This window comes from Modestobacter sp. VKM Ac-2985, from assembly GCF_026967925.1.
Lineage (GTDB): Bacteria > Actinomycetota > Actinomycetes > Mycobacteriales > Geodermatophilaceae > Modestobacter.
In genome coordinates this window covers 514,147-537,343 of the sequence record NZ_JAPVBI010000003.1, presented here as the reverse complement: position 1 = coordinate 537,343, position 23,197 = coordinate 514,147, and the positions used below count along the sequence as shown (strand labels likewise).

General features: G+C 77.4%; 19 protein-coding genes. 11 read left to right on the top strand and 8 right to left on the bottom strand.

What is annotated here, in order from left to right; translation table 11 throughout:
* Positions 1 to 256: 256 nt before the first annotated feature.
* From O2V61_RS18545 to O2V61_RS18530, 4 genes are read left to right on the top strand one after another with little or no spacing between them, the layout of a single operon-like run.
* Positions 257 to 1,816 carry an ABC transporter substrate-binding protein gene (locus O2V61_RS18545; protein WP_269184744.1) on the top strand — a complete coding sequence of 520 codons (1,560 nt, stop codon included), beginning with the start codon at positions 257 to 259 and terminating at the stop codon, positions 1,814 to 1,816.
* A 3-nt stretch (positions 1,817 to 1,819) separates the two neighbouring features.
* Positions 1,820 to 2,776 carry an ABC transporter permease gene (locus tag O2V61_RS18540; protein ID WP_269184743.1) on the top strand — a complete coding sequence of 319 codons (957 nt, stop codon included), beginning with the start codon at positions 1,820 to 1,822 and terminating at the stop codon, positions 2,774 to 2,776.
* On the top strand, positions 2,773 to 5,229 hold the full coding sequence (locus O2V61_RS18535; RefSeq protein ID WP_269184742.1) for an ABC transporter ATP-binding protein/permease: 2,457 nt from the start codon (positions 2,773 to 2,775) through the stop codon (positions 5,227 to 5,229). Before O2V61_RS18540 ends, O2V61_RS18535 begins: the two co-directional genes overlap by 4 nt.
* Positions 5,226 to 6,029: a class I SAM-dependent methyltransferase gene (locus O2V61_RS18530; RefSeq protein WP_269184741.1), complete on the top strand. Its 804-nt coding sequence runs from the start codon at positions 5,226 to 5,228 to the stop codon at positions 6,027 to 6,029. The genes O2V61_RS18535 and O2V61_RS18530 overlap by 4 nt, the downstream gene beginning before the upstream one ends.
* A 38-nt stretch (positions 6,030 to 6,067) precedes the next feature.
* On the opposite strand, the gene O2V61_RS18525 is transcribed toward O2V61_RS18530, so the two are convergent.
* The 7 genes from O2V61_RS18525 to O2V61_RS18495 all read right to left on the bottom strand — a co-directional run bounded on the left by O2V61_RS18525 (position 6,068) and on the right by O2V61_RS18495 (position 13,696).
* Positions 6,068 to 6,946 (bottom strand): metal ABC transporter permease, encoded by an 879-nt coding sequence (locus O2V61_RS18525; protein WP_269184740.1) that lies wholly within the window; start codon positions 6,944 to 6,946, stop codon positions 6,068 to 6,070.
* The gene (locus tag O2V61_RS18520; protein WP_269184739.1) at positions 6,940 to 7,650 is read right to left on the bottom strand and encodes a metal ABC transporter ATP-binding protein; all 711 of its coding nucleotides are present in this window, start codon (positions 7,648 to 7,650) and stop codon (positions 6,940 to 6,942) included. The genes O2V61_RS18525 and O2V61_RS18520 overlap by 7 nt, the downstream gene beginning before the upstream one ends.
* Positions 7,641 to 8,624 carry a metal ABC transporter substrate-binding protein gene (locus tag O2V61_RS18515; protein WP_269184738.1) on the bottom strand — a complete coding sequence of 328 codons (984 nt, stop codon included), beginning with the start codon at positions 8,622 to 8,624 and terminating at the stop codon, positions 7,641 to 7,643. The genes O2V61_RS18520 and O2V61_RS18515 overlap by 10 nt, the downstream gene beginning before the upstream one ends.
* Before the next feature lie 67 nt (positions 8,625 to 8,691).
* Positions 8,692 to 10,464 (bottom strand): ABC transporter permease subunit, encoded by a 1,773-nt coding sequence (locus O2V61_RS18510; protein ID WP_269184737.1) that lies wholly within the window; start codon positions 10,462 to 10,464, stop codon positions 8,692 to 8,694.
* 21 nt (positions 10,465 to 10,485) lie between these two features.
* Positions 10,486 to 11,997 (bottom strand): ABC transporter substrate-binding protein, encoded by a 1,512-nt coding sequence (locus O2V61_RS18505; RefSeq protein WP_269184736.1) that lies wholly within the window; start codon positions 11,995 to 11,997, stop codon positions 10,486 to 10,488.
* A gap of 59 nt (positions 11,998 to 12,056) precedes the next feature.
* Positions 12,057 to 12,860: an ABC transporter ATP-binding protein gene (locus O2V61_RS18500; protein ID WP_269184735.1), complete on the bottom strand. Its 804-nt coding sequence runs from the start codon at positions 12,858 to 12,860 to the stop codon at positions 12,057 to 12,059.
* Positions 12,861 to 12,877: 17 nt separating this feature from the next.
* Positions 12,878 to 13,696 carry an ATP-binding cassette domain-containing protein gene (locus O2V61_RS18495; RefSeq protein ID WP_269184734.1) on the bottom strand — a complete coding sequence of 273 codons (819 nt, stop codon included), beginning with the start codon at positions 13,694 to 13,696 and terminating at the stop codon, positions 12,878 to 12,880.
* A 165-nt stretch (positions 13,697 to 13,861) separates the two neighbouring features.
* Between O2V61_RS18495 and O2V61_RS18490 the strand changes: the two genes are divergently transcribed.
* The 6 genes from O2V61_RS18490 to O2V61_RS18465 are packed head-to-tail and all read left to right on the top strand — an operon-like array spanning position 13,862 to position 20,810.
* Entirely contained in the window at positions 13,862 to 14,674 is an 813-nt protein-coding gene (locus O2V61_RS18490) for a TauD/TfdA family dioxygenase (RefSeq protein ID WP_269184733.1), read from the top strand.
* Complete coding sequence (locus O2V61_RS18485) at positions 14,671 to 15,468, top strand: ATP-binding cassette domain-containing protein (protein ID WP_269184732.1); 798 nt, start codon at positions 14,671 to 14,673, stop codon at positions 15,466 to 15,468. The genes O2V61_RS18490 and O2V61_RS18485 overlap by 4 nt, the downstream gene beginning before the upstream one ends.
* Complete coding sequence (locus O2V61_RS18480) at positions 15,465 to 16,229, top strand: ABC transporter ATP-binding protein (RefSeq protein WP_269184731.1); 765 nt, start codon at positions 15,465 to 15,467, stop codon at positions 16,227 to 16,229. The genes O2V61_RS18485 and O2V61_RS18480 overlap by 4 nt, the downstream gene beginning before the upstream one ends.
* Entirely contained in the window at positions 16,226 to 17,539 is a 1,314-nt protein-coding gene (locus O2V61_RS18475) for an MFS transporter (protein WP_269184730.1), read from the top strand. The genes O2V61_RS18480 and O2V61_RS18475 overlap by 4 nt, the downstream gene beginning before the upstream one ends.
* Before the next feature lie 23 nt (positions 17,540 to 17,562).
* Positions 17,563 to 19,041 carry an ABC transporter substrate-binding protein gene (locus tag O2V61_RS18470; RefSeq protein WP_269184729.1) on the top strand — a complete coding sequence of 493 codons (1,479 nt, stop codon included), beginning with the start codon at positions 17,563 to 17,565 and terminating at the stop codon, positions 19,039 to 19,041.
* On the top strand, positions 19,038 to 20,810 hold the full coding sequence (locus O2V61_RS18465) for an ABC transporter permease subunit (RefSeq protein WP_269184728.1): 1,773 nt from the start codon (positions 19,038 to 19,040) through the stop codon (positions 20,808 to 20,810). The genes O2V61_RS18470 and O2V61_RS18465 overlap by 4 nt, the downstream gene beginning before the upstream one ends.
* Here O2V61_RS18465 and O2V61_RS18460 read toward each other — a convergent pair.
* Positions 20,717 to 22,777, bottom strand: coding sequence for a heavy metal translocating P-type ATPase (locus O2V61_RS18460; protein ID WP_269184727.1), 2,061 nt, complete (start codon positions 22,775 to 22,777; stop codon positions 20,717 to 20,719). The genes O2V61_RS18465 and O2V61_RS18460 overlap by 94 nt on opposite strands.
* 63 nt (positions 22,778 to 22,840) lie before the next feature.
* Here O2V61_RS18460 and O2V61_RS18455 point away from each other — a divergent pair, with 63 nt between their 5' ends.
* Complete coding sequence (locus O2V61_RS18455) at positions 22,841 to 23,185, top strand: ArsR/SmtB family transcription factor (protein ID WP_164702289.1); 345 nt, start codon at positions 22,841 to 22,843, stop codon at positions 23,183 to 23,185.
* Positions 23,186 to 23,197 lie beyond the last annotated feature (12 nt).

Here is a 23,197-nt window from a genome sequence, read left to right as displayed (position 1 = left end):
TGGTGTGCCACGTCCCGGCTCCGTCGAGGAGCGTCCCGACCCGAGGAGACCCCGTGTCCGACTGCTGTTCCCCGAGCGGCTGCAGCACCACGCCCGCCGCCGGCCAGGCCACCCCGCCGGCCGCCGGCCTGCCCGACCGACGCAACCGCGCGGAGCGCCGACGCGACGCACGGGCAGCCAAGCGCTGACCGTCCGCGGCACGACGTCCCGCCGATCACCCCGCACCCTGCGCCACCCCCCGAGAGAAGGCACTCCCATGTCCGCGTCCCGCCCCCTGGTCACCCTCGCCGCCGGGGCACTGGTGCTCGCGCTGTCCGCGTGCGGCCTGTCCGACGACGGCGCCGCCGCCGACACACCGGGCGAGCAGGTGCTCCGGATCGCGCTGGCCGATCCGGAGGCCTCGCTCTCCGTGCAGGACTACACGACCTCCTCCTTCACCGTGCTGGACCAGGTCTTCGAGCCGCTGGTGCGCTACACCGCCGACGGGTCCTTCGCCCCGGCGCTGGCCGAGTCCTTCGAGGTCAGCCCGGACGGCCTGACCATGACCTTCGCCCTCCGCGAGGGCGTCACCTTCACCGACGGCACGCCGTTCGACGCCGAGGTGGCCCGCACCGACCTGCTGCGCTGGGTCGAGGACCCGGACAACAGCTTCCTCGGGCTGACCGGGGTCACCGAGTCGATCGAGGCCACCGACGAGGCGACGATCACCTGGCGGCTCAGCCAGCCGTACCACTCCGCCCTCAACGAGCTGGCCCTCACCCGGCCGGTGCGCTTCACCAGCCCGGAGGCCGCGGGCGAGCCGGTGGGCACCGGGCCGTACCGGGTCGAGTCGCTGGACGAGCAGCAGATCGTGCTCGTGCGCAACGACGACTGGTGGGGCGGCACCCCCTCGCTCGACCGGGTCGAGTTCGCCGTCATCCCGGACGCCGCCGCCCGGGTGGCCGCGCTGCAGGCCGGCGAGGTCGACGTGATCGGCGGGGAGTACACCGCCCCCCTCGCGCTGGAGGAGGCCGCAGCGCTGGAGCAGGCCGACGGGATCGAGGTGCTCACGACCGAGTCCACGACCAACCTGCTGCTCACCGTCAACGCCGACACGGGCAACCCGGCGCTCGCCGACCCGGCGGTCCGGCGGGTGATGGACCTGGCGGTGGACCGCCCGGGCATCGCCGAGGGCCTGTTCGAGGGGCGTGCCACGGCGGCCACGACCGTCTTCCCGGCCAACGTGCCCTACGGACCCGACCCCGAGGCCGCCACCGCCGCCGACCCGGCCGCCGCCGAGGAGCTGCTGGAGCAGGCCGGGTGGACCGGGGACGGCGTGCGCAGCAAGGACGGCGTCCCGCTGGAGCTGGACCTCGTCCTCGACCCCGGGCTGCTGCCCCAGGCGACGTCGCTGAGCCAGGCCGTCGCCGACCAGCTGGGCGACGTGGGCTTCGAGGTGACGATCACCCCGCTGGACAGCACCGCCTACGGCACCACCGTCTCCGCCCGGGACTTCGACCTGCGCTTCTACAACACCTACGGGGCGCCCTACGACCCGTACAGCACGCTGACGGCCAACTTCCGCAGCGTGCAGGAGGGGCACCTGTTCGCCTCGCCCGAGCTCGACGCGCAGATCCCGGCGGCGCTGGCCGCGCCGGACGAGGAGAGCCGCCAGGCCGCCTTCGACGCGACCTGGACGACGCTGGAGGAGCAGACCGCGGCGGTGCCGCTGGTGCAGCTGCCGCGGCAGTGGGCGATCCGCGACACCGTCGAGGGGTTCGAGCTCGGGGCGACCGAGTACGACCTGCCGCTGAGCGACGTCACCGTCTCCGGCTGACCGGTGCGGGGCTCCTGGGTCGCGGCGGCCGGCCGGGCGGCCGGCCGTCGCGCCGGGGAGGGCGTCGCCGTCCTGCTCGTCGTGTCGCTGCTGACCTTCGGGCTGCTGTCCGTGGCCGCCGGGGACGCCGCCACCGCGATCGTCCTCGCCCGCGACGGGGTGGTCTCCGCCGAGGCGGTGGCCCGGGTGCGGGCCGAGCTCGGCCTGGACCTCCCGGCGCCGGTCCGCTACCTGCACGCGCTCGAAGGGCTGTTCCGGGGCGAGCTCGGTGCCTCGGCGCGCACCGGTCAGGACGTCGCCGGTGAGGTGGCCGCCCGGCTCGGGCCGACGGTCACCCTCGCCACGACCGGCGCGGTCGTCGCCGTGGTGGGCGGCCTGACCGCCGGTGCCGTGGCCGCGCTGACCCGGCGCCGGGTGGTCCGGCTGCCGATCCAGCTCGGCTCGCTCGCCCTGCTGTCGGTGCCGGCCTTCGCCCTCGCCCAGCTCGGTGTGCTGCTGTTCGCCCTGCAGTGGCGGCTGCTGCCCACCCAGGGCATCGCCGGCTGGCCCTCCCTGGTGCTGCCGGCCGCGGTCATCGGGCTGCCGCTGGCCGCCGTCCTCGCCCAGGTCACCGAGGCCCGGCTGCGCAGCACGCTGCGCGAGCCCTTCGCCACCACCGCCCGGGCGCGCGGGCTGTCCCCGGCCCGGGTGCTGCTGGCCACCGCCCTGCCGAACGCGGCCGCGCCGCTGCTGGTGGTGATCGGCGACGTCGTGGGCACCGCGCTGGCCGCCACCCTGGTCGCCGAGACGGCGTTCGGCTGGCCGGGACTGGGCGACTACCTGGTGCGGGCGCTGCAGTTCCGCGACTGGTACCCGCTGCAGGCGGCGGTGCTGATCATCGCCGTCGGCACCGTCTCCGTCCGCGGCCTGGCCGGTTCGCTGGCGGCGCTCGTCGACGCCCGGGCCGGGGTGCGCACGTGACCGTGACGGCACGCGCCGCTCTCGGGCTGCTCGGGCTGCTGGTGCTCGCCGTGCTGGCCGGGCCGCTGCTCAGCCCCTGGTCACCGACCGCCACCGACCTCACCGCCGTCCGGGCCGGCCCCTCGGCCGCGCACTTGCTGGGCACCGACCACCTGGGCCGCGACGAGCTGACCCGGTTGCTGGTCGCCGGCCGGACCTCGCTCGGCATCGTGCTGCTGACCGTGGCGATCGCGCTGCCCCTCGGCCTGGCGCTGGGGCTGCTCGCGGGGTGGCGCGGCGGCTGGGTGGACTCGCTGGTGCTGCGGACCAGCGACGTCGTCGTCGCGGTGCCGGCGCTGCTGGTCGGGGTGGTGCTCGCCGGCGTCCTCGGCGGCGGTGCCGGCGGGCTGGTGCTGGCGCTGGCCGCCGGCAGCTGGGCGTCCTACGCCCGGCTGGTGCGGATGGAGGTGCTGCTGCGCCGGCGTGCCCCGGTCGTCCAGGCGCTGACCCTGCTGGGTGCCCGACCCGGCCGGGTGCTGGGCGTCCACCTGTTGCCGGCGGTCGCCGGGCCGGTGCTGGTGCTGGCCGGCACGGACGTCGCCGGTCTGGTGCTCGGCGTCTCGACGCTGAGCTTCCTCGGGCTGGGCGTGCGCCCGCCGACCCCGGAGTGGGGGGCGATGATCGTCGAGGCCCGCCCCCACCTGGCCACCGACCCGCGGCTGTTCCTGCTGCCGATGCTGGCGCTCGCGTTGCTGGTCCTGCTCGTGCTCGTGCTGGCCAGGCAGGCGCAGGCGTGGACCACGCACGGCCGCCCGGCCGTGCGCGCGCCTGGACACCGCGCCCGCCCCGCGCCCGCCGGGCGTCCCACCGAGGCGCTGCTGTCGGTGCGGGGGCTGACCGTGGAGCTGGCCGGGCCGCACGAGCGCCGCCGGGTGGTCGACGGCGTGGACCTCGATGTCGGCCGGGGCGAGGTGGTCGCGCTCGTGGGCGGCAGCGGCTCCGGCAAGTCGCTGACCGCCGCCGCCGTCCTGGGCCTGCTGCCGGAGGCGGCCGGCGCGGTCGCCGGTGGCTCGGTGCGGCTGGCCGGGCAGGAGCTGGTCGGTGCGACCGAGCGCGACCTGCGCCGGGTGCGCGGCGCACGGGTGGCGCTGGTGCCCCAGGACGTCGGCACCGCGCTGGACCCGCTGCGCCGGATCGGACCCCAGGTCGCCGAGGCCGCTCGGCTGCACCGCGGGCTCGATCGGCGGGCGGCCACCGCGGTGGCCCGGGAGCTGCTGGTCTGGGCCGGTCTGCCCGACGTGGACCGGGTCCTGCGCGCCCGGCCCGCCGAGCTCTCCGGCGGCATGCGGCAGCGGGTGCTGGTCGCCGCGGCGCTCGCGGGCGGGCCGCAGCTGCTCGTCGCCGACGAACCCACCAGCGCGCTGGACGCCGCCACCGCCGGGCAGGTGCTGGCGCTGCTGGCCCGGGCCCGCGACGAGCACGGCACCGCTGTGCTGCTGATCAGCCACGACCTCGGACTGGTGGGCCGGCACGCGGACACCGTCACCGTCCTGGACGCCGGGCAGGTGGTGGAGTCCGGGCCGGTGGCCCAGGTGCTCGACGCACCTGCGCACCCGGTGACCGGGGCGTTGCGCGACGCCGCCGTGGAACCGGCCGCTGCCCCGGCACCACCTCCCGGGGGTGCACCGCTGCTCCTGGCCCGGGACGTCGGGGTGAGGTACCCGGCCGGGCGGTGGAGCCGGTCGGCGCTCCCGCCCGCGCTGACGGGGGTGTCGTTCACGCTGCCGCGCGGCGGCGGACTGGGCGTGGTGGGGGAGTCCGGCAGTGGCAAGACCACCCTCGCCCGGGTGCTCACCGGGCTGCAGTGCCCGACCGCGGGCACCGTCGAGCTCGCCGGGTCGACCCGGGCAGCGGGCACCGGGCACGCCCAGCTGGTGTTCCAGGACCCGGCCTCCGCACTCGACCTGCGTCAGCCGGTCGGCGCGGCGCTGCGCGAGGCCCTCCTGCTGGCCCGTCGGCGCGGCCGCCCGGTGCCCCTCGGTGGCCCCCCGGCGCTGCTCACCCGGGTCGGGCTGGACCCGGAGCTCGCCGGCCGCCGGCCCTGGCAGCTGTCCGGGGGCCAGCAGCAACGGGTGGTGATCGCCCGCGCCCTGGCCGCGGCGCCGGACCTGATCGTCCTGGACGAACCGGTCAGCTCGCTGGACGCCGTCGTCCGCGCCGGGGTGCTCGAGCTGCTGCGGTCCGTGCGGGCCGAGGGCGTCGCCCTGGTCGTCATCTCCCACGACCTGGCCGCCGTCGCCGCGCTCACCGACGAGCTGCTCGTGCTGCACCACGGCGCGGTCGTCGACCGGGGCGCCACGCCCGCCGTCCTGGCGCGGCGGCGCCCGGGACCCCCCGGACGCCCCACCCCTGACCCTGCGCGCCCCGGCCGGGACGTCGCAGCACCCCCACTTGTGGAGGAGATCCACCCGTGACCGATCAGCTCACCACCACCGACTGGCGCCGGTTGCTGCACAACTGGGACCGCCAGCAGAGCGGCTACCTGCGCCACCGCGAGGAACGGTTCACCGCCGCCCTGGACGCGCTCGAGGAGCTGGTCGGGGACCGGCTCGCCGCCGGTGGCACGGTGCTCGACCTGGCCTGCGGCCCCGGTTCCTTCGGCGCCCGGGCCCTGGAGCGCTTCCCGGCCGCGCGCGTGGTCGCCGTGGACATGGACCCGGTGCTGGTCGCCGTCGGCGCCGCCGCGCTGGGTGACGCCGACGGGCGGCTGCAGTGGGTCGACGCCGACCTCCGCGACCCGGCGTGGCCGCAGCGGCTGCCGGTGACCGCAGTGGACGCCGTGGTCAGCTCCACCGCACTGCACTGGCTGTCCGCCGCCCAGCTCGCCGCCACCTACCGCCGGGTCGCCACGCTGCTGCCTGCCGGCGGCGTGCTGGCCAACGCGGACAACATGGCGTACGACCCGGGCCAGGTCCTGCTGAGCCGGCTGTCCGAGGCGGCGGAGCGACGCCGGGCCGAGCAGGCGTTCGGCGCCGACGGCGTCCCGGACTGGGACGCCTGGTGGGCCGCCGCGCTGTCCGCGCCCGAGCTGACCGAGGCCGTCGCCGAGCGGGAGCGGCGCAACGCCGCCGAGCGCGGCCCGGACGACCACGCGCCCGGCACCCGGCTGACCGGGGTGCGCATGCACGAGGCGGCGTTGCTGGAGGGTGGCTTCTCCGAGGTGGGCACCATCTGGCAGGACCACGACGACCGGGTGCTGCTGGCCGTCCGCTGACCTGCCGGCGGCGCCCGGGACCGACCGGGCGCCGCCGGTCAGCGGGGGAGGGGCACCCCGCCCGGCCGGCCCACGGGCCGCACCGGGGCCGGGACGACGTCCGGCCCGGACCGGGGGCTGCCGCGGCGGGCCATCCGGGCGATGCTGAGCACGGCGTAGGCGGCGACCGCCATCAGCACGATGGTCCCGCCCGACGGGGTGTCGGCGTAGAAGGAGACCGCGGTGCCGCCGACGGACACGGTGACCCCGATCAGCGCGGCGATCACCAGGCTGCTCCGGAAGCTGCGGGCCACCAGCTGCGCGCAGCCGGCGGGCAGCACCATCAGCCCGCTGATCAGCAGCAGGCCGAGCACCCGCATGGACAGCGTCACGGTGACTGCGGTGACCACGGCCAGCAGCAGGTTCAGCCCCAGCACGGGCAGCCCGCTGGCCCGGGCGTGCTCCTCGTCCAGCGCGACGGTGAACAGCGACCGGCCCAGCCCGATCGTCACCGCCAGCACGACGACGGCCATCACGGCGAAGAGCACCAGGTCGCCCCGGGTCGTGGTGGTGAGCGCGCCGAACAGGTAGCTGTCCAGCGTGATCGGGGTGCCGGCCGGCGCCCGGGTGACCACGACGACGCCACCGGCCAGCCCGCCGTAGAACATGATGGCCAGCGCGACGTCGGCGCTGGCCGACCGGCGGGCGCGCAGCACCTCCACCGCCACCGCACCGGCCACCGTGGCCAGCAGCGCGGTGAGCACCGGCGCGGACCGGGTGACCAGGCCGACCGCCACCCCCAGCAGCGCCACGTGCCCCAGGCCGTCGCCGATCAGCGACAGCCGGCGCTGCACCAGGTAGACCCCGACGGTGGGTGCGGTGAGGCCGACGAGCAGGGCGGCCGCGAGGGCCAGCCGCATGAACTCGTAGCTCAGCACCGGGCGCCGGCCCCCGGCAGCGTCACCGTCCTGGTCACCACGTCCGCCAGCGGGCCCGGCTCGTGCAGCACCACGACCACGGCGGCGCCGGTCGCGGCCAGCCCGGCCAGCGTGCCGGCGACCACCCGCTGGCTGGCCGCGTCGACCCCCGCCGTCGGCTCGTCCAGCAGCAGCAGCTCCGGGTCCCCGGCCAGCGCGCGGGCCAGCAGCGCCCGGCGCTGCTGGCCGCCGGAGAGCTCGGCGAGCAGCCGGCGGTCGAAGCCGGCCAGCCCGGCGCTCTCCAGCGCGCAGTCGACGGCACACCGGTCGGCCTCGCCGAAGCGCTGCCAGGCCCGCAGCCGGCCCAGCCGGCCGGAGGAGACCAGCTCGCGCACGGTCACCGGGACGCTGCCGGCCACGGTGTGCCGCTGGGGGACGTAGCCGACCCGGTGCCAGTCCCGGAACCGCGCGCGCGGCACGTCGAACAGCCGCACCTCGCCGGCCTGCACCTCGCACAGACCCAGCACACCGCGGACCAGCGTCGACTTGCCGGCCCCGTTGGGCCCGCGGACCGCGACCACCTCTCCGGGGCGCACGGCCAGGTCGACGCCGGTGATCGCGGCGTCCCGGCCGTGACCGAAAGCGCCGCCCCGCACCGTCAGCGCGCTGTCGCAGGCGACCGGGACGGCGGCCGGCGCCCGGCGGGGCCGGGTGCTCAGGAGCACTGCTGCCCCGTCCGCAGACTGGCCAGGTTCGCCCGCATGAGCGCCGGGTAGTCGCCGCCTGCCGACTGGTCGGTCAGCCCCTCGATGGGATCCAGCTGCCGGGTCCGGGCGCCGGTCTCCCGGGCCACCGTCTCGGCGACGGCGGGGCTGACCAGCGTCTCGAAGTAGATGGTGCGCACGTCGTGCTCGCGGACGAACCCGGTCGCCTCGGTCAGCGCGTCGGTGGAGGGCTCGGCGTCCGGCGCCAGACCGCTGATGCCGAACTGCTCGAGGTCGTAGGAGTCGGCGAGGTAGCCGAAGGCGGAGTGGCTGGTCACCAGCTCCCGGGTGGCGCAGTCGGCCAGGCCGGCGCGGAACTCCCCGTCCAGCTCCTCGAGCTCGGCGCGCAGCTCCGCGGCGTTGGCGGTGTACTGCTCGGCGTTGGCCTCGTCCACGCCGGCCAGGTGCTCGGCCAGCGCGTCGCCGACGGCGGCCATCCGCATCGGGTCGTGCCAGAAGTGCGGGTCGGTCACCGGCTCGTCGGCGTGCGCGTCCTCGTCGGCGTGCTCGCCGTCGGAGTGCTCGTGGTCGTGCGCCTCGTAGGTGAGGGACAGGTCGGCCGGCCCGCCGGCGTCGAAGGCCCGGTCTGCTGCCTGCTGCTCGACGGCGGCGTCCACGGCGGGTTGCAGTGTCGGCAGGAAGACCACCACGTCGGCCTCGGTCGTCGCGGCGACGTCGCGCGGGGTGAGCTCGTGGTCGTGCGGCTCGGCGCCGTCCGGGGTGAGGGAGGTGACGTCGGCCAGGTCTCCCGCCACCTGCTCGCTCAGCCAGGCTAGGGGGTAGAAGGCCGCCACGACCGTCATCCCGTCGTCGCCGGCACCCGCCGCGTCGGCGTCGGCCGTCCCGGAGCAAGCGGCCAGCGTGACCGCCCCCGCGCAGGCGAGGGAGAGCGCGGACAGTGAGCGGGTGGGACGTCGTCGGGACGGTGACTGCATGGCCCGATCATCCGTGTAATGAGAATCGTTGTCAAAAAACCCACGAGGGCGCAGGACGGGGCCGCGGTCATCCGACCGCCGCGGGCTGCGCCGGGGACGGGGCCGTCGTCCCCGGCGGGACCGCGACCGGCCCAGCCGGCCGGCGCGGGCGGCGGCTGAGCCCGGACAGCGAGACGGCGAGCACCGAGGCGGTGACCAGGGCCCCGGTCGGGGCGAGCACCGCCCAGGGCGCCCGCTCGACGTAGGGCATGCCCTCGGCCAGCAGCAGCCCCCACTCCGGTGCCGGCGGGGTGGCGCCCAGGCCCAGGAAGCCCAGCGCTGCCAGGGCCAGCGCGATGCCGGGCAGTCGCAGCACCGCGTTGCGGGCGGCGGCGGGCAGCACGGTCGGCACGACGTACCGCCAGGTGACCGCCGCCGGCCCCACCCCGAGCACCGGCAGCACGGTGACGTGCCGCTGGCGCCGGACCTCCGCCGACGCGGCCGCCACGTACGCGGCGATCGGTGCCCAGGCGACCAGCGCGACGGCCAGCGCCGCGCCGGCCTGCGAGGTGCCCAGGGCAGCGGCGACCAGGACGCCGACGATGACCGGGGGTGCGGCGTTGGCGACCTCCACCGGCCCGACCGACGCCCGGGGCAGCAGCCCCACCAGGACGCCGACGACCAGCGTGACCAGCACGACCAGCGCGGCCGTGCCGACGGTCTGCACCGCGCCGTGCGCCACCCGGGCGAGCAGGTCCCGCCCGCTGGCGTCGGCGCCGAAGGGCAGTGCGGCACTGGGGGCGGCCAGCCGTGGGTGGGCGGAGGCGAGCGGGTCGCGGCCGAGCCCGGCGGCCACCACGACCACGAGGAGCGCGGCCGCCCCGCCCGGGAGCAGCCGGTCGCGTCGCCGGGACGGGCTGGTCCGGGCCGGCACCGGCACGCTCCCGCTGCGCAGCGCCCGGCCCAGCAGCAGTGCCCGGGTCAGCGCGGCCAGCCCGCCGAACAGCGCCGAGATCCCGAGGAGCAGCAGCATCCCGGCCTGCAGGGCCGGCAGGTCCTGCGCCTCGGCGGCGCCGAGCACCGCACGCCCCAGTCCGGGGATGGCGAACACCTGCTCGACGGCCACCGCCCCGCCGGTGAGGCCGACGAGCACCAGCGCCACCTGGGTGGTCAGCGCGGGCAGGGTGCGGCGCAGCAGGGCGCGGCCCAGCTGCCCGGGCGACGCGCCGGCGACCTGCCAGGTGGCCACCCAGCGCTCGGTGCCGGTGACGGTGAGCCCGTCGGCGACCAGCCGGCCGATCAGCCCGCCACCGGGCAGGCCCATCGCCAGGGCCGGCAGCACCACCGAGGAGGGGCCGGTCCAGCCGTAGGGCTCGAACCAGCCCAGCCACACCGCGCCGACCAGCAGCAGCACCGAGGCCAGCAGGAACTCCGGCAGCGCCGTGAGCGCGGCCCCGGCCGCGCCGCCGGTGCGGCCCCGCTGGCCCCGGGCGACCCGGTGCAGCGGCGGCCAGCACAGCAGCGCCGCCGTGCCGAGGGCGACCAGCAGGGCGGCGCCCATCAGCGTGACCGACACGCCCAGGGCCTCGACCAGGCCCGGGCCCACCGGTCCGCCGGAGATCCAGGAGGTGCCCAGGTCCCCGCGGAGCAGCCCGGACACCCAGTGCCCGAGCAGCCCGAGCGGTCCGGCGTCCAGACCGAGCTCGGCCCGGATCGCAGCCAGGGCCTCCGGGGTGGCCTCCTGCTCGGCCGAGCGCGCCCGCAGGATCGACAGCTCCGGGCTGCGCCCGGACAGCCAGGGCAGCACCCCGATCAGCGCCACCACGCCGAGGACGGTGACCGCCCGGGAGGCAGCGGTCACCCATCCCCGCCGTGGCACGGCTCAGTCCTCGCCGACGGTGGTGCCGGCGGTGATCAGCGCCCGCTCGCGCGGGTCGCGCACGGCACCGGAGACGCCGGCGGCCTCGCCCTGGATGACGCGCTCGTGCAGCATCGGCACCGCGGCGCCGGTGTCCAGGATGGCCTGCTCGGCCGCGATGACCGCCTGCTGGCGCTCCGGGCCGGGGGTGGCGGCCGCGGCCGTCTCCAGGGCGGCGTCCACCGCCGGGTCGCACAGCTGGGCGATGTTGAAGGAGCCCTCGCAGGCGAAGTCGCTGTACATGTAGGCGACCGGGTCACCGGAGTCCAGCACCGTCGCGCGGGACAGGATGAACGCGTCGAAGGCCCCGGCCAGGGCGTCGGCCTCGATGAAGGCGTACTCCCGCACGTCCTGCTCCACGGTGAAGCCCACCGCCTCCAGCTGCTGCTCCAGCAGCACGGCGACCTCGGGCAGCTCGGCCCGGTCGGTGAAGGTGCCCAGGGTGATCGTGGTGCCGGCCGGCACGGCGGGTGCCGACGGGTCCGCCTGGTCCGCCCGCAGGTCGGCGGCCCAGGGGATCGCCGGGCCGAGCAGGCCCTCGGCGATGTCGGCGCGGCCCTCGTAGACGGTCTCCACGATGGTGGCCCGCTCGACCGCGGCGCGGGCGGCGACCCGCACGGCCGGGTCGGCGAACGGCCCGGAGGCGGTGTTCAGGTACAGGGTGTTGGTGCGCGGCATCGGCACCTCGTGCACGAGCTCCTCCTCGACCAGTCCGGCCTGGGAGACCGGCACCGCCTCGACGACGTCCGCCGTGCCGGTGCGCAGGGCCGCGGCCCGGGCGGTGCCGTCGGGCACGAACGCCACGTCGATGCCGGCGGCGGCCGCCGGGTCGCCCCAGTAGCCGTCGAAGCGGTCGAGGGTGGCGCCGGAGGTGCCGTCCACGGCGACCAGCTCGAAGGGACCCGTGCCGGTGCCGACCGGGTCGACCCGGCCGTCCGCCCCGTACGCGGCCGCGGCGAGCACCGCCAGCTGCGGGCTGGACATCCGCTGCGGCACCAGTGGGTCGGGCTCGCCGGTGGTGACCACGACGTCGGGACCGTCGGCGGTCGCGGTCAGCTCGACGCCGTCCAGGATGCGCGGCCGCGGCGAGGCCTCGTTCGCGGCGGTCAGCGCGGCGGCGGCCTGCTCGGCGGTCAGCTCCGTGCCGTCGTGGAACTCGACCCCCTCGCGGACGGTGAAGCGCCAGGTGAGGTCGTCGGTCTGGGTCCACTCGGTGGCCAGCGCCGGTTGGGCGTCGCCGTCGGCGTCCAGCACGACCAGGGTCTCGGCGGTGCTCCAGCGGGAGAGCTTGAAGGCGTCGTCGGTCAGCGGGTTCAAGCCCGAGCGCGGCGGCTGCAGCATGGCCAGCGAGATCCGGCCCTCGGCGGCCGGGTCGCTGCTGCCGCCGTCGTCGGGTGAGCTGCTGAAGCAGCCGGTGGTCAGCAGGGCGACGGTGGCGCCGAGCACGAGCAGGCGGGGGGCGCGGGAGGAGGACATCGTTCCGTTCTCTGTGGGTGCGGTGCGGTGCGGTGCGGTGGGGTGGGGTGGGGCGCGGGTCAGGCGGGGAGGGTGGGGACGGCGGCGAGCAGGTCCCGGGTGCGCGGGTGGGCGGGGCGGGTGAGGAGGTCGGTGGTCGGCCCCTCCTCGACGACGAGCCCGTCGGCGAGCACGACGGTGCGGTCGCAGAGCCGGGCGACGACGGCGAGGTCGTGGGAGACCAGGAGCAGGCCCAGGCCCTCGCGCGCGGAGAGGTCGGCGAGCACCTGGACCACCTGGTCGCGCACCGGCAGGTCCAGCCCGCTGACCGGCTCGTCGGCGAGCAGCAGGACCGGGCCCGGGGCCAGGGCGCGGGCCAGCGCGACGCGCTGCGCCTGGCCTCCGGAGAGCTCGCCGGGGCGGCGGTCGGTGAGCTCCGGGTCCAAGCCCACCCGGGTCAGTGCCGTCGTCACGGCGGCGGCGTGGTCGCCGGGCACGTGCAGGTGCCGCAGCGGCACCGTGACCAGCTCGCGGACCGTCGAGCGGGGGTCCAGCGACCCGGCCGGGTCCTGCGGCACGTACTGGACCAGCCGGCGGTACCAGCGCAGCGAGGCCGTCGACCCCGGCTGGACGGTGCGGCCGGCGAGGCTCACCGTGCCCCGATCGGGGCGCTCCAGCCCGAGCAGGCAGCGCAGCAGGGTCGACTTGCCGGAGCCGGAGGTGCCGACCAGCCCGACCCGTTCGCCGGCCGCCACCTGGAGGTCGACCCCCCGCAGGGCCGCAACGACGTCCCGGCGGCCCCACGACCAGCCACGGGACAGCGGGTAGCGCCGCTGGACGCCGGTGGCGGCGAGGACCGGGTCCTCGATCGCGTCGTCGGTCACGCCCCGGGCTGCGCCGCTCACGACGCGGCGCCGGCGTGGGCCGGCAGCGCGCCGGCGCGGGCGGCGCGGACCAGGGCAGCGCTCTGCTCGTGCTGCGGGTCGGTCAGCAGCCGGGTGATCGGGGCGTCCTCCACCACGACGCCGTCGTGCAGCACGACGGCGCGGTCGCAGAGCGCGGCGGCCACCGCGAGGTCGTGCGTGATGAACAGCAGGGCCGTGTCCCGGGTGGACTCGCGCAGCACGGCGACGACCTGGGCCTGGGTGACGAGGTCGAGCGCGGTCGTGGGCTCGTCGGCGACCAGCAGCCCCGCGCGGGAGGCGAGGGCCATGGCGATGCAGACCCGCTGCCGCTGGCCGCCGGACAGCTCGCCGGGGGAGCTGCGCAGCACCCGCTGGGCGTCGGTCAGCCCGACTGCCTCGAGCAGCCGGGCGCGCTCGTCCGCGAGCGCGGCGCCGCGCAGTCGCCGGTGGTTGCGCAACGGCAGGGCCAGCTGTGCTCCCACCGGGACCAGCGGGTTGAGGGCGGCGGCAGGGTCCTGGCCCACCGCCGCGACCCGGGCGGCCACGGGCCGGCGGGCGGGCGGCAGCCGGGTGACGTCGACCCCGGCCACCCGCACGCTGCCCAGCACCCTGGCGCCCGGCGGCAGGGTGCCCAGCACCGCGTCGGCGGTCAGCGTCTTGCCCGAACCCGACGCGCCGATCAGGGCCACCCGCTCGGTCGCCGCGATCTCGAGGCGCATCCCACGCACGAGCTGCCGCCCGCCGAGGGCGACCGTGAGGTCGTCGAGGACGAGGGCTGCGGACTGGACCTGCGGCCTCGGTGGACTGATAACCATTGTCGGCAATCTACCCGGCGGGGCAGTGCACTCGTCAGCCGCCCGTCCCGGGCCGGTCGCATTGCTGCGAACGGGTTGCAATACGGTTCTCGGCGCGCGACCCCGCTCGCCGCCCGGCCGGATCGACCCCGTGCCGCTGTCCCGATCCACACGCAGGAGGACCCCTTGGCCGCACGCACGCCCTCCGGCCGCCGGGTGGGCGCCGTCCGCCCCGAGCTGGCCGACCTGCTCCGCAGCACCGGGGTGCTCCCGCAGTCGGCGAGCACACCCGAGGAGGCCCGGGAGCTGCTGGCCCGGGACGGCGCGGTCGTCGTCGCCGAGCCGAGCCGCGGCCCCGAGGCGCTGCCGGTCGTGGCGGCCCAGGTCTACGGCGACCGGCTGCGTCAGCTGTTCGCCGTCCGCCCGCTGCGTCAGCAGTCCGGCGAGCTGCTGGGGCTGCACAGCGACGGCGCCCACGTCGTGGTCGACGTGCACGGCCGCACGGTGAACCTGCGCGACCCGGACGAGGACGGGCTGCTGCAGCGCTGCGTCCGGCCCGCGCCCGAGGGCGGGGACTCCTTCCTGGTCGACGGGTACGCCCTCGTCGACGCGCTGGCCACCGGGTGCCCGGAGCTGCACGCCTTCCTCACCGGCACCGACGTCGACTACTTCGGCGGCTGGGCCTCCGCGCCGCACGAGGTGCCGCGCACCCCGCTGGTCCGCCGGCTCGTCGAGCACACCCGGGCCGGCCGCCGGGTGGTGCGGGCCAGCGAGACCGCCGTCCCGGTGCCGCGCGAGCCGCGTGCCGCCGAGCACGACGCGCAGCTGGACCTGTGGGCCGACGTGCTGGCCACGGCGGTCGACGTCGTGCCGCACTTCCGGCTGGAGGCCGGCGAGGTGCTGGTCGTCGACAACTACCGCTGCCTGCACGGCCGCGACCCGTTCGCCGGCCAGCGCGACGTCGACGTGCTGACGGTGATGACCGCGGACGCCTGGTGAACGACGTCCCACCTCTCCTGCGCGTCCGGGAGCTCACCGTCGGGTTCGGCGGGCACCCGGCCGTCGCCGGGGTCTCCTTCGACCTCGCTGCCGGCGAGCGGGTCGCCCTCGTCGGCGCCTCCGGCTCGGGCAAGACGCTGACCACCCTGGCGCTGCTCGGGCTCCTGCCGCCGGACGCCGTCGTCACCGGCAGCGTCCGGGTCGACGGCACCGAGGTGGTGGGGGCCGCGGAACGGGACCTCCGGCCGCTGCGTGGCCCGGTCACCGCGCTGGTGCCGCAGGACCCGGGCACGTCGTTGAACCCGCAGGTCCGGGTGGGGCGGCAGGTCGCCGCGCCGCTGCGCCGGGCGGGGGCGCGACGACGGGTGGCTGCCGCCCGGGCCGCCGAGCTGCTGGCCGAGATGCGGCTGCCGGTCGGCAGCGCACGGCGCTTCCCGGTCCAGCTGTCGGGCGGGCAGCGGCAACGGGCCGCACTCGCCCTGGCCCTGGCCGCCGGCCCGCAGCTGCTGGTCGCCGACGAGCCGACCTCCGCGCTGGACGCGACCGCGCAGCACGGCGTGCTCGCCGTGCTCGGCCGGGCCACCCGCGAGCGCGGCGCGGGGCTGCTGCTGGTCACCCACGACCTCGCTGCCGCGGCCACCACCTGCGACCGGGTGCTGGTGCTGGAGGAGGGCGAGCTGCTCGCCGACGGGCCGCTGCGCGAGGTGCTGGCCGGGCACGCGCACCCCGCGGTGCGCGCGCTGGTCGAGGCCACCGCCGCACTGAGCCCGCCGGCCCTGGTGGGGGCCCGGTGAGCGCCGAGCTGCTGCTCGCCCGCGGGCTGACCCGGTCGTACCGGGGAGCCGCCGCGCCGGCGCTCGACGGGGTCGACCTCCGCCTGACCGCGGGTCAGCGGCTGGCGGTGGTGGGGGAGTCCGGCGCCGGCAAGTCGACCCTCACCCGGCTGCTGCTCGGGCTCGAGCGGCCCGACGCCGGGGAGGTCACCTACCGCGGCCGGCCGGTGCAGCCGGGCCGGCCGAGTGCGCTGCACTGGTTCCGCCGCGCCGTGCAGGTGGTGCCCCAGGACCCCGGCCGCTCGCTCAACCCGCGGATGCGCGTCGGCCAGGCCGTCGCCGAGCCGCTGCGCTGCCTGCACGTGCCCGGCGACCACCGGGCCCGCGTCGCCGAGCTGCTGCTCGCCGTCGGGCTGGACCCCGACGCCGCCGGCCGGCTGCCGCACGAGTTGTCCGGCGGCCAGCGGCAGCGGATCGCGCTGGCCCGCGCGCTCGCCCCGCGCCCGGAGGTGCTGATCGCCGACGAGCCGGTCAGCGCACTGGACGCCGCCGTCCGGCTGCAGGTGGTGGAGCTGCTGCGGGCGGTCAGCGACGCCGAGGGCGTCGCGCTGCTGGTCGTGTCGCACGACCTGGGCGTCGTCGCCGCGCTCTGCTCCGAGGTCGTGGTGCTGGCCGGCGGCCGGGTGGTGGAGGCCGGGCCGGTGGCCCGCGTGCTCACCGAGCCGGCCAGCCGCGAGGCGCACGCGCTGGTGGCCGCCGTCCCGCGGCTGGTGCTGGCATGACCGGGCTCGTCACCTGGGAGCCGTTCGTGCTGTTCCGGCGGCTGCCGGCCGTGCCCCGGCTGCTGCTGCTGTCCCAGCTGGCGTTCAACATCGGCTTCTACCTGGTGGTGCCGTTCCTGGCGGTGCACCTGACCGAGGACCTGGCGCTGGCCGGTGGGCTGGTCGGCCTGGTGCTCGGGGTGCGCACCTTCAGCCAGCAGGGGCTGTTCTTCCTCGGTGGCGGGCTGGCCGACCGGTTCGGCGTCAAACCCGTCGTCGTGGTCGGCTGCCTGATCCGGATCGCCGGGTTCGGCGTGCTCGCCGTCGCCACCTCGTTGCCCGCGGTGCTCGCCGGCACGGTGCTGGTCGGCTTCGCGGCGGCGTTGTTCTCCCCGGCGGTGGAGTCGGCGCTGGCCGACCAGGGCCACCGGCTGGAGGCCGCCGGCGTCGTCACCCGGGCCGAGGTCTTCGGGCTGGACGCCATCGCCAGCAAGCTCGGCTCGGTCACCGGGCCGGCGCTCGGCGCCGTCCTGCTCACCGTGCCGTTCAGCGTCACCTGCTGGGTCTCCGCCGGCGTCTTCGGCGTCGTGCTCGCCGCGCACCTGCGCTGGCTGCCGCGCGACCTGCGCACCGAGGGCAGTGGTGAGGAGAGCGTGCTCGCCGGGTGGGGGCACGTGCTGCGCAACCGCACCTTCCTGGCCTTCACCGCCTGCTACTGCACCTACCTGCTCAGTTACAACCAGCTCTACCTGGCGCTGCCCGTCGAGCTCTCCCGGGCGACCGGCGGCCAGGGGGCACTGGGCTGGCTGTTCGTGCTGGCTGCGGTGTCGGTGCTGCTGTTCCAGCTGCGGGTCACCGCCCGCGCCCGGCGGGCCGGGGTGCAGCGGGCGCTGCCGTTCGGGTTCGCGCTGATGAGCGCGTCGTTCCTGCTGGTCGCGGTCTGCGCCCCGCTCGCCCCGCCCGCCGGGATCTGGGCGCTGGCGCCGGCGGTCGGCATGGTGCTGCTGCTCTACACCGGCCAGATGGTCGCCGTGCCCCTCGCCCAGGACCTGGTGCCCCGGCTGGCCGGGGAACGGCGGCTGGGCGCCCACTTCGGCTTCCTCGCCTCCGCCGGGGGCGCCGCGGTGCTGGTCGGGAGCACCGGGGTGGGCGCGCTGCTCGACCTCGCCGACCGGCCGCAGCCGGCCGCCGCCGTCCCGTGGCTGGTGCTCGCCGCGCTGCCGGCGGCCTCGGCCGTCGGCCTCGCGCTGCTCACCCGGCGGATCGCCCGCACCCCGGCTGCGGGGCCACCGGCGCCCGCCGTCCCCGCCGAGGAACCGGCGCACCCGTGACCCACCCACCGAGAAGAGGGCCCATGTCCCGCCCCGCAGGTGCTCTGCTCGCCCTGCCCCTCCTGCTCGCCGGCTGCTTCGCCCCGGCTGCGGAGGAGTCGGCCGACGGCGGGCAGCGACTGGCACTGGCGCTGGCCTTCCCCCCGGTCGCCGCGCTCTCGCCGTTCTCCGACGACGCGGTGCTGCTCACCCGGATGGGCGTGGGGGAGACGCTGGTGCGGCTGGACGAGGCCGGGGAGCCCGCCCCGCTGCTGGCCGAGAGCTGGAGCCGGGTCGACGACCGCACCGTGACCCTCGACCTCCGCGCGGACGTGCCGTTCCACGACGGGACGCCGCTGGACGCCGAGGCGGTCGTCGGCGCCCTGGCGGCGGCGGCCGCTGCGGTGCCGGCCCCCCGGTCGATCGACGGCCTGGGGCTCACCGCCCGCGCGGTGGACGAGGACACGGTCGAGGTCCAGGTGGCCGAGCCCGACCCGCTGCTGGTGCACCGGCTGGCGGCCCCCGGGCTGGTGCTCCTGGCCCCCGCGGCCTACGCCGACCCGGCGGCGCCGGACCCGGTGGGCACCGGCACCGGGCCGTTCGAGCTGACCGAGCTGCGCGGCACGTCGGGCGCCACCCTGACCGCGGACGCCGACCACTGGGCGGGCGCGCCGGAGCTCGCGGGCGTGGACGTCACCTTCCCCGCCGACGCAGCCGCGCGCACCGCCGGGCTGCGGGCCGGTGAGCTGGACGTGGCGGTCAACCTGCCCATCGCCCAGCTGCCGACCCTCACCGACACCGAGGTGCTCTCCGTCCCGCTGCCGCGGCTGGTCTCCCTCTCCCTGGACACCGCGGACGGGCCGTTCGCCGACCCGGGCCTGCGCGCGGCCGTGGCCGCGGCGATCGACCCGCAGCCGGTGGTGGACGGCGTGTACGAGGGCCGGGCCGACGTCGCCGAGGGGCTGGTCGACGACGACACCGCCGGGGGCCTGGACCGGCCGGCGGTCACCCTGCCCCCGGCCACCGACCCGGCCGGTGCGAGCATCCGGCTGGCCACCTACTCCGACCGGCCGGAGCTGCCCGAGGCGGCCGCGGTGCTCGCCGAGCAGCTGCGGCAGGCCGGGTTCACGGTGGAGGTCGTGGTGGCCGAGTACGCCACCCTGGAGACCGACCTGCTCGCCGGCGCCTACGACGCGGTGCTCGCCAGCCGGCTGTACCTGGGTGACACCGGCGACCCGGTCGGCTACCTGGCCGCCGACCTGACCTGCGCGGGCAGCTACAACCTGGCCCGGCTCTGCGACCCGGCGGTGGACGCCGCCGTCGCCGCGGCCGCGACCCGGGCCGACCCCGAGGAGCGCCGGGCGGCGATGCTGCAGGTCGAGGCGCAGGTGCTCTCCACCGGCGCCGTGCTGCCGGTGCTGCACGAGCGCACCCACACCGGGTACGCCCCGTCGGTCAGCGGTCTGGTCGTCGACCCGTTCGACCGGCTGCTGCTCGGCACCGAGACGACGGTCGAGGGGTGACCGCCGCCGGCCGGGTGCGGCCGGTGTCGGCGGCCCGGCCGCGGCGCACTCCCGGACGGCTCCGGTCGCACCTGCTCCGCCCCGTGCTGACCGGACTGGGCGCGGTCGCCGGCGCCGGCCTCCTCGTCGGGGCGCTGCCCTGGCTGTCCGGGGACGACCCGGCGCGGACCGTGCTGCGGGCCCGGGAGGTGGAACGCGAGCCCGACCCGGCCGTCCTCGCCGCACTGCGCGAGCAGCTGGACCTCCCCGCCGACCCGGTCCGCGGGACGCTGTCCTGGCTCGGGCGCGCGGTCACCGGCGACCTCGGCACCTCCTGGGTCAGCGGGCAGCCGGTCGGCGAGGTCGTCCCGCCGGCGCTGGGTGTCTCCGCGACCCTCGCCGGGACGGCCGCGGCGGTGGCGGTGGTGCTCGCCGTGCTCCTCGCGCTGCCCGTCGTGCGCCGGGCCGCCGACGGCCGCGCCGACGGCGGCGGTGCGGCCGGGGTCCTCGCCGCCGCGCTCGCCGCGCTGCCGGAGTTCGTGCTGGCCGTCGTCGGGGTCGCGGTGGTGGCCGTGGGCTGGGGGCTGCTGCCGACGTCGGGGTTCACCGGACCGGAACACCTCGTGCTGCCCGTCCTGGCCCTCGCGCTGCCGGCCGGCGGGCTGCTCGGGCGGGTGCTGGCCGGCGCCGTCCGGGAGACCGCGGGGGAGGCCTGGGTGCGCAGCTGGCGGGCGGCCGGTGTCTCCCGCTCGGCGGTGCAGGGGGCGGTGGCCCGGCGGGCGCTGACCGTCGTCGTCCCGCAGGTGCTGCTGCTCCTGGTCGGCCTGCTCGGGGCCGGCGCCGTGATCGAGGCGGTGTTCGACGTGCCCGGGCTCGGCCGGGTCGCGCTGGCCGGTGCGCTGGCCCAGGACCTGCCGGTCGTGCAGGCTGCCGTCGCGCTGCTGGTGCTGCTCGGTCTGGTGGCCGGCGGGGCCGGGGTGCTGGTGCACCGGGCGCTGCTCGGGCCGGCGGGCTCCGACGGCGGGCTGTCGCCGGAGCTCCCGCCCCCGGTGCCCCGCGCCGGCCGGTGGGCGGCCGGGCTGCTCGCCGTGCTGGCGCTGGTGGTCCTCGCCGGCGTGCTGCGCGACCCCACCGCCCAGGACCTCGGCGACCGGCTCGCCGCGCCGTCGTGGGAACACCCGCTGGGCGCGGACGCGCTCGGCCGCGACGTGCTCGCCCGGTTCGGCGCCGGTGCCCTGCCCTCGGTGGGGCTGGCCCTGCTGATCAGCGCGGTGGTCCTGGTCACCGGCGTCGCCGCCGGACTGCTCGGCCGGGGGCGGGCCGGGCTGGCCGACGTGCTGAACGCGCTGCCGGCGGTGGTGGTGGGCATCGCGGTCGCCGCCGTCGCCGGGCCCAGCCTGGTCGGCGCGGCCGTCGCGGTCAGCCTGGTCGCCTGGATCCCGCTGGCAGTGCACACCCGGACCCTGGCCGCCGAGGTGCGCGCCTCGGGCTTCCACCTCGCGGCCCGCACCAGCGGGGCAGGTCGCGGGCACCTGGTGCGGCACCACCTGCTCCCGGCGGTCCTGCCGCCGGTCGGCCGGCACGCCCTGCTGCGCGTGCCGCACACCGCGCTGGCGCTGGCCGGGCTGTCCTTCCTCGGCCTCGGGGCCGGTGCGGAGTCACCGGAGTGGGGGCGCAGCCTCGCCGACGGGGTGGGCTACCTGGAGCGGGCGCCCTGGCTGGTGGCGGTGCCCGCGGCGGGGCTGGTGCTGCTCGGGGTCGCCGCCGGGCTGGTCCGCACCGGCCGTTGACCCGCGGGGGATCCGCCGGAGGGGTCGTGCGCGGCCTCGCGGGCGGCGGTCCGCCAGGCCGAGGAGCGCAGCAGTCGCAGCCCGTTCAGCGCGACCAGCACGGTCGACCCCTCGTGCCCGGCCACGCCCAGCGCCAGCGGCAGCGTGCCGATCAGGTCCCAGGTCACCAGGGCCACGATCACCGTGCCGGCGATCACCAGGTTCTGCACCACCAGCCGGCGGGCCCGGCGGGCCAGCGCGATCACCGTGGGCAGCGCCGCCAGGTCGTCCCGGACGACGACGGCATCGGCGCTCTGCAGCGCCAGGTCCGACCCGATGCCGCCCATCGCCACGCCGACGTCGGCGGTGGCCAGGGCCGGGGCGTCGTTGACGCCGTCGCCGATCAGCGTGACCCGGTGCCCGGCCCGCTGCAGCTCGCTGACCGCGGCGGCCTTGTCCGCCGGCAGCAGGCCGGCCCGCACGTCGCCCAGCCCGGCCTGGATCGCCAGCGCGCGGGCGGCGCCGGCGTTGTCCCCGGTGAGCAGCACCGGTTCCGCACGGGTCTGCCGGCGCAGCGCGGCGACGGCATCGGCGGCCTCCGGGCGCAGCCGGTCGGCGAGCGCGAGGACGCCGGCCGGGCGGCCGTCCACGCTGACGACGACGGCGGTCCGGCCGGCCGCCTGCTCCTGCGCCACCAGCTCGGCGACCGCCTCCTGCCCGGGCGCCGGCGCGGCGACGCTGACCGCGCGCCCCTCGACCGTGGCCTGCACCCCCGACCCGACGGCGGCCCGGAAGTCGGTGGCCGGGGCCGGCGAGAGCCCAGCGACCCGGGCGGCGGTGACGACCGCGCGGCCGATCGGGTGCTCGCTGGGCCCCTCGGCGGCGGCGGCCAGGGCGAGCAGCTCGTCGCCGGTGGTCCCCGGCAGCGGCCGGACGGCGACCACCGCGGGCGTGCCGTCGGTGAGGGTGCCGGTCTTGTCCAGCGCCACCACCGTGGTGGCGCCCAGCTGCTCGAGCACCACGGCGGAGCGGATCAGCACCCCGTGCCGGCTGGCGTTGGCGATCGCCGAGAGCAGCGGCGGCATGGTCGACAGCACCACCGCACACGGCGACGCGACGATCATGAAGGTCATCGCGCGCAGCAGCGCCTCCTGCAGCGGCTCCCCGAACAGCTGGGGGAGGCCGAACACGGCCAGCGTGCTGACCACCACGCCCATCGAGTAGCGCTGCTCCACCTTCTCGATGAACAGCTGCGTGCCGGCCTTGGTGGCGCTGGCCTCCTCGACCAGGGCCGCGATCCGGGCGACGACCGCCTCGGCCGCCGGCCGGTCGACCCGCACGGTCAGCACGCCCGTGCCGTTCGACGTCCCGGCCCAGACCTCGTCGCCGGGCGCCTTGTCCACCGGCAGCGGCTCGCCGGTGATGGAGGCCTGGTCGACGTCCGAGCCGCCGTCGAGCACGGTCCCGTCCGCCGGCACCCGTTCACCCGGCCGGACCAGCACCACGTCGCCGACGGCCAGGTCAGCGGCGGGCACCACCCGCTCCTGCCCGCCGGCCAGCACGGTGGCCTGCTCGGGGGCGAGGTCGGTGAGCCCGCGGACGGCGTCGGCGGTGCGGCGGGTGGCCACCGTCTCCAGCGCCCCGGACGTGGCGAAGATGACGATGAGCAGCGCGCCGTCGAAGACCTGGCCCAGGGCGAGCGCGCCGATCGCGGCCAGCACCATGAGCAGGTCGACGTCCAGGGTGCGTTCGCGCAGCGCGGTGAGCCCGGCCCAGGCCGGCTCCCAGCCACCGGTGGCGTAGCAGCAGAGGTAGAGCGCCCAGGCCAGGGGCTGCGGCCCGTCCAGCAGCTGCACCAGGCCCCCGGCGAGGAAGAACGCCAGCGCCGCGGCGGCCCAGCGCACCTCCGGCACCGCTGCCCAGCCGGGCAGTCGCGGCGGCCGGGCAGGAGCTGGGACGGCCTGCTGCGGGGCCTGCGTCAGGGTCACCGTGGCACCCTATCTGCGCAGATGCGCAGGCACGCAAGTCGACGTCCGGCCTAAGGTGCAGGGATGGCACACACCGGCATCGACGGCTTCTCCATGCCGTCCGGCGACGCGGTGCGGCGGGCCGCGGAGGCGTTGCGCATGCTGGGTGACCCCACCCGGCTCAACGTCCTGTGGGCGCTGATGCAGGGCGAGACGTCGGTCGCCTGCCTGGCCGAGCTGGCCGGCACCTCGCCCACCGCGGTCAGCCAGCACCTGTCCAAGCTCCGGCTGGCCGGCCTGGTCACCAACCGGCGCGAGGGCACCTTCGTCTACTACCAGCTGGCCGATCCGCACGTGGGTGCGCTGCTGCGCCAGGCGCTCTCCCACGCCGGGCACCCGGTCGACGACCGGGTGCCCGAGCCCCGCTGACCCGACGGCGGG

Coding starts and splice junctions, on each gene's coding strand:
- O2V61_RS18475 (WP_269184730.1), top strand. CDS start 16,226: ATGACCGGGCTCGTCACCTGGGAGCCGTTCGTGCTGTTCCGGCGGCTG.
- O2V61_RS18455 (WP_164702289.1), top strand. CDS start 22,841: ATGGCACACACCGGCATCGACGGCTTCTCCATGCCGTCCGGCGACGCG.
- O2V61_RS18505 (WP_269184736.1), bottom strand. CDS start 11,997: ATGTCCTCCTCCCGCGCCCCCCGCCTGCTCGTGCTCGGCGCCACCGTC.
- O2V61_RS18495 (WP_269184734.1), bottom strand. CDS start 13,696: ATGGTTATCAGTCCACCGAGGCCGCAGGTCCAGTCCGCAGCCCTCGTC.
- O2V61_RS18515 (WP_269184738.1), bottom strand. CDS start 8,624: ATGCAGTCACCGTCCCGACGACGTCCCACCCGCTCACTGTCCGCGCTC.
- O2V61_RS18545 (WP_269184744.1), top strand. CDS start 257: ATGTCCGCGTCCCGCCCCCTGGTCACCCTCGCCGCCGGGGCACTGGTG.
- O2V61_RS18470 (WP_269184729.1), top strand. CDS start 17,563: ATGTCCCGCCCCGCAGGTGCTCTGCTCGCCCTGCCCCTCCTGCTCGCC.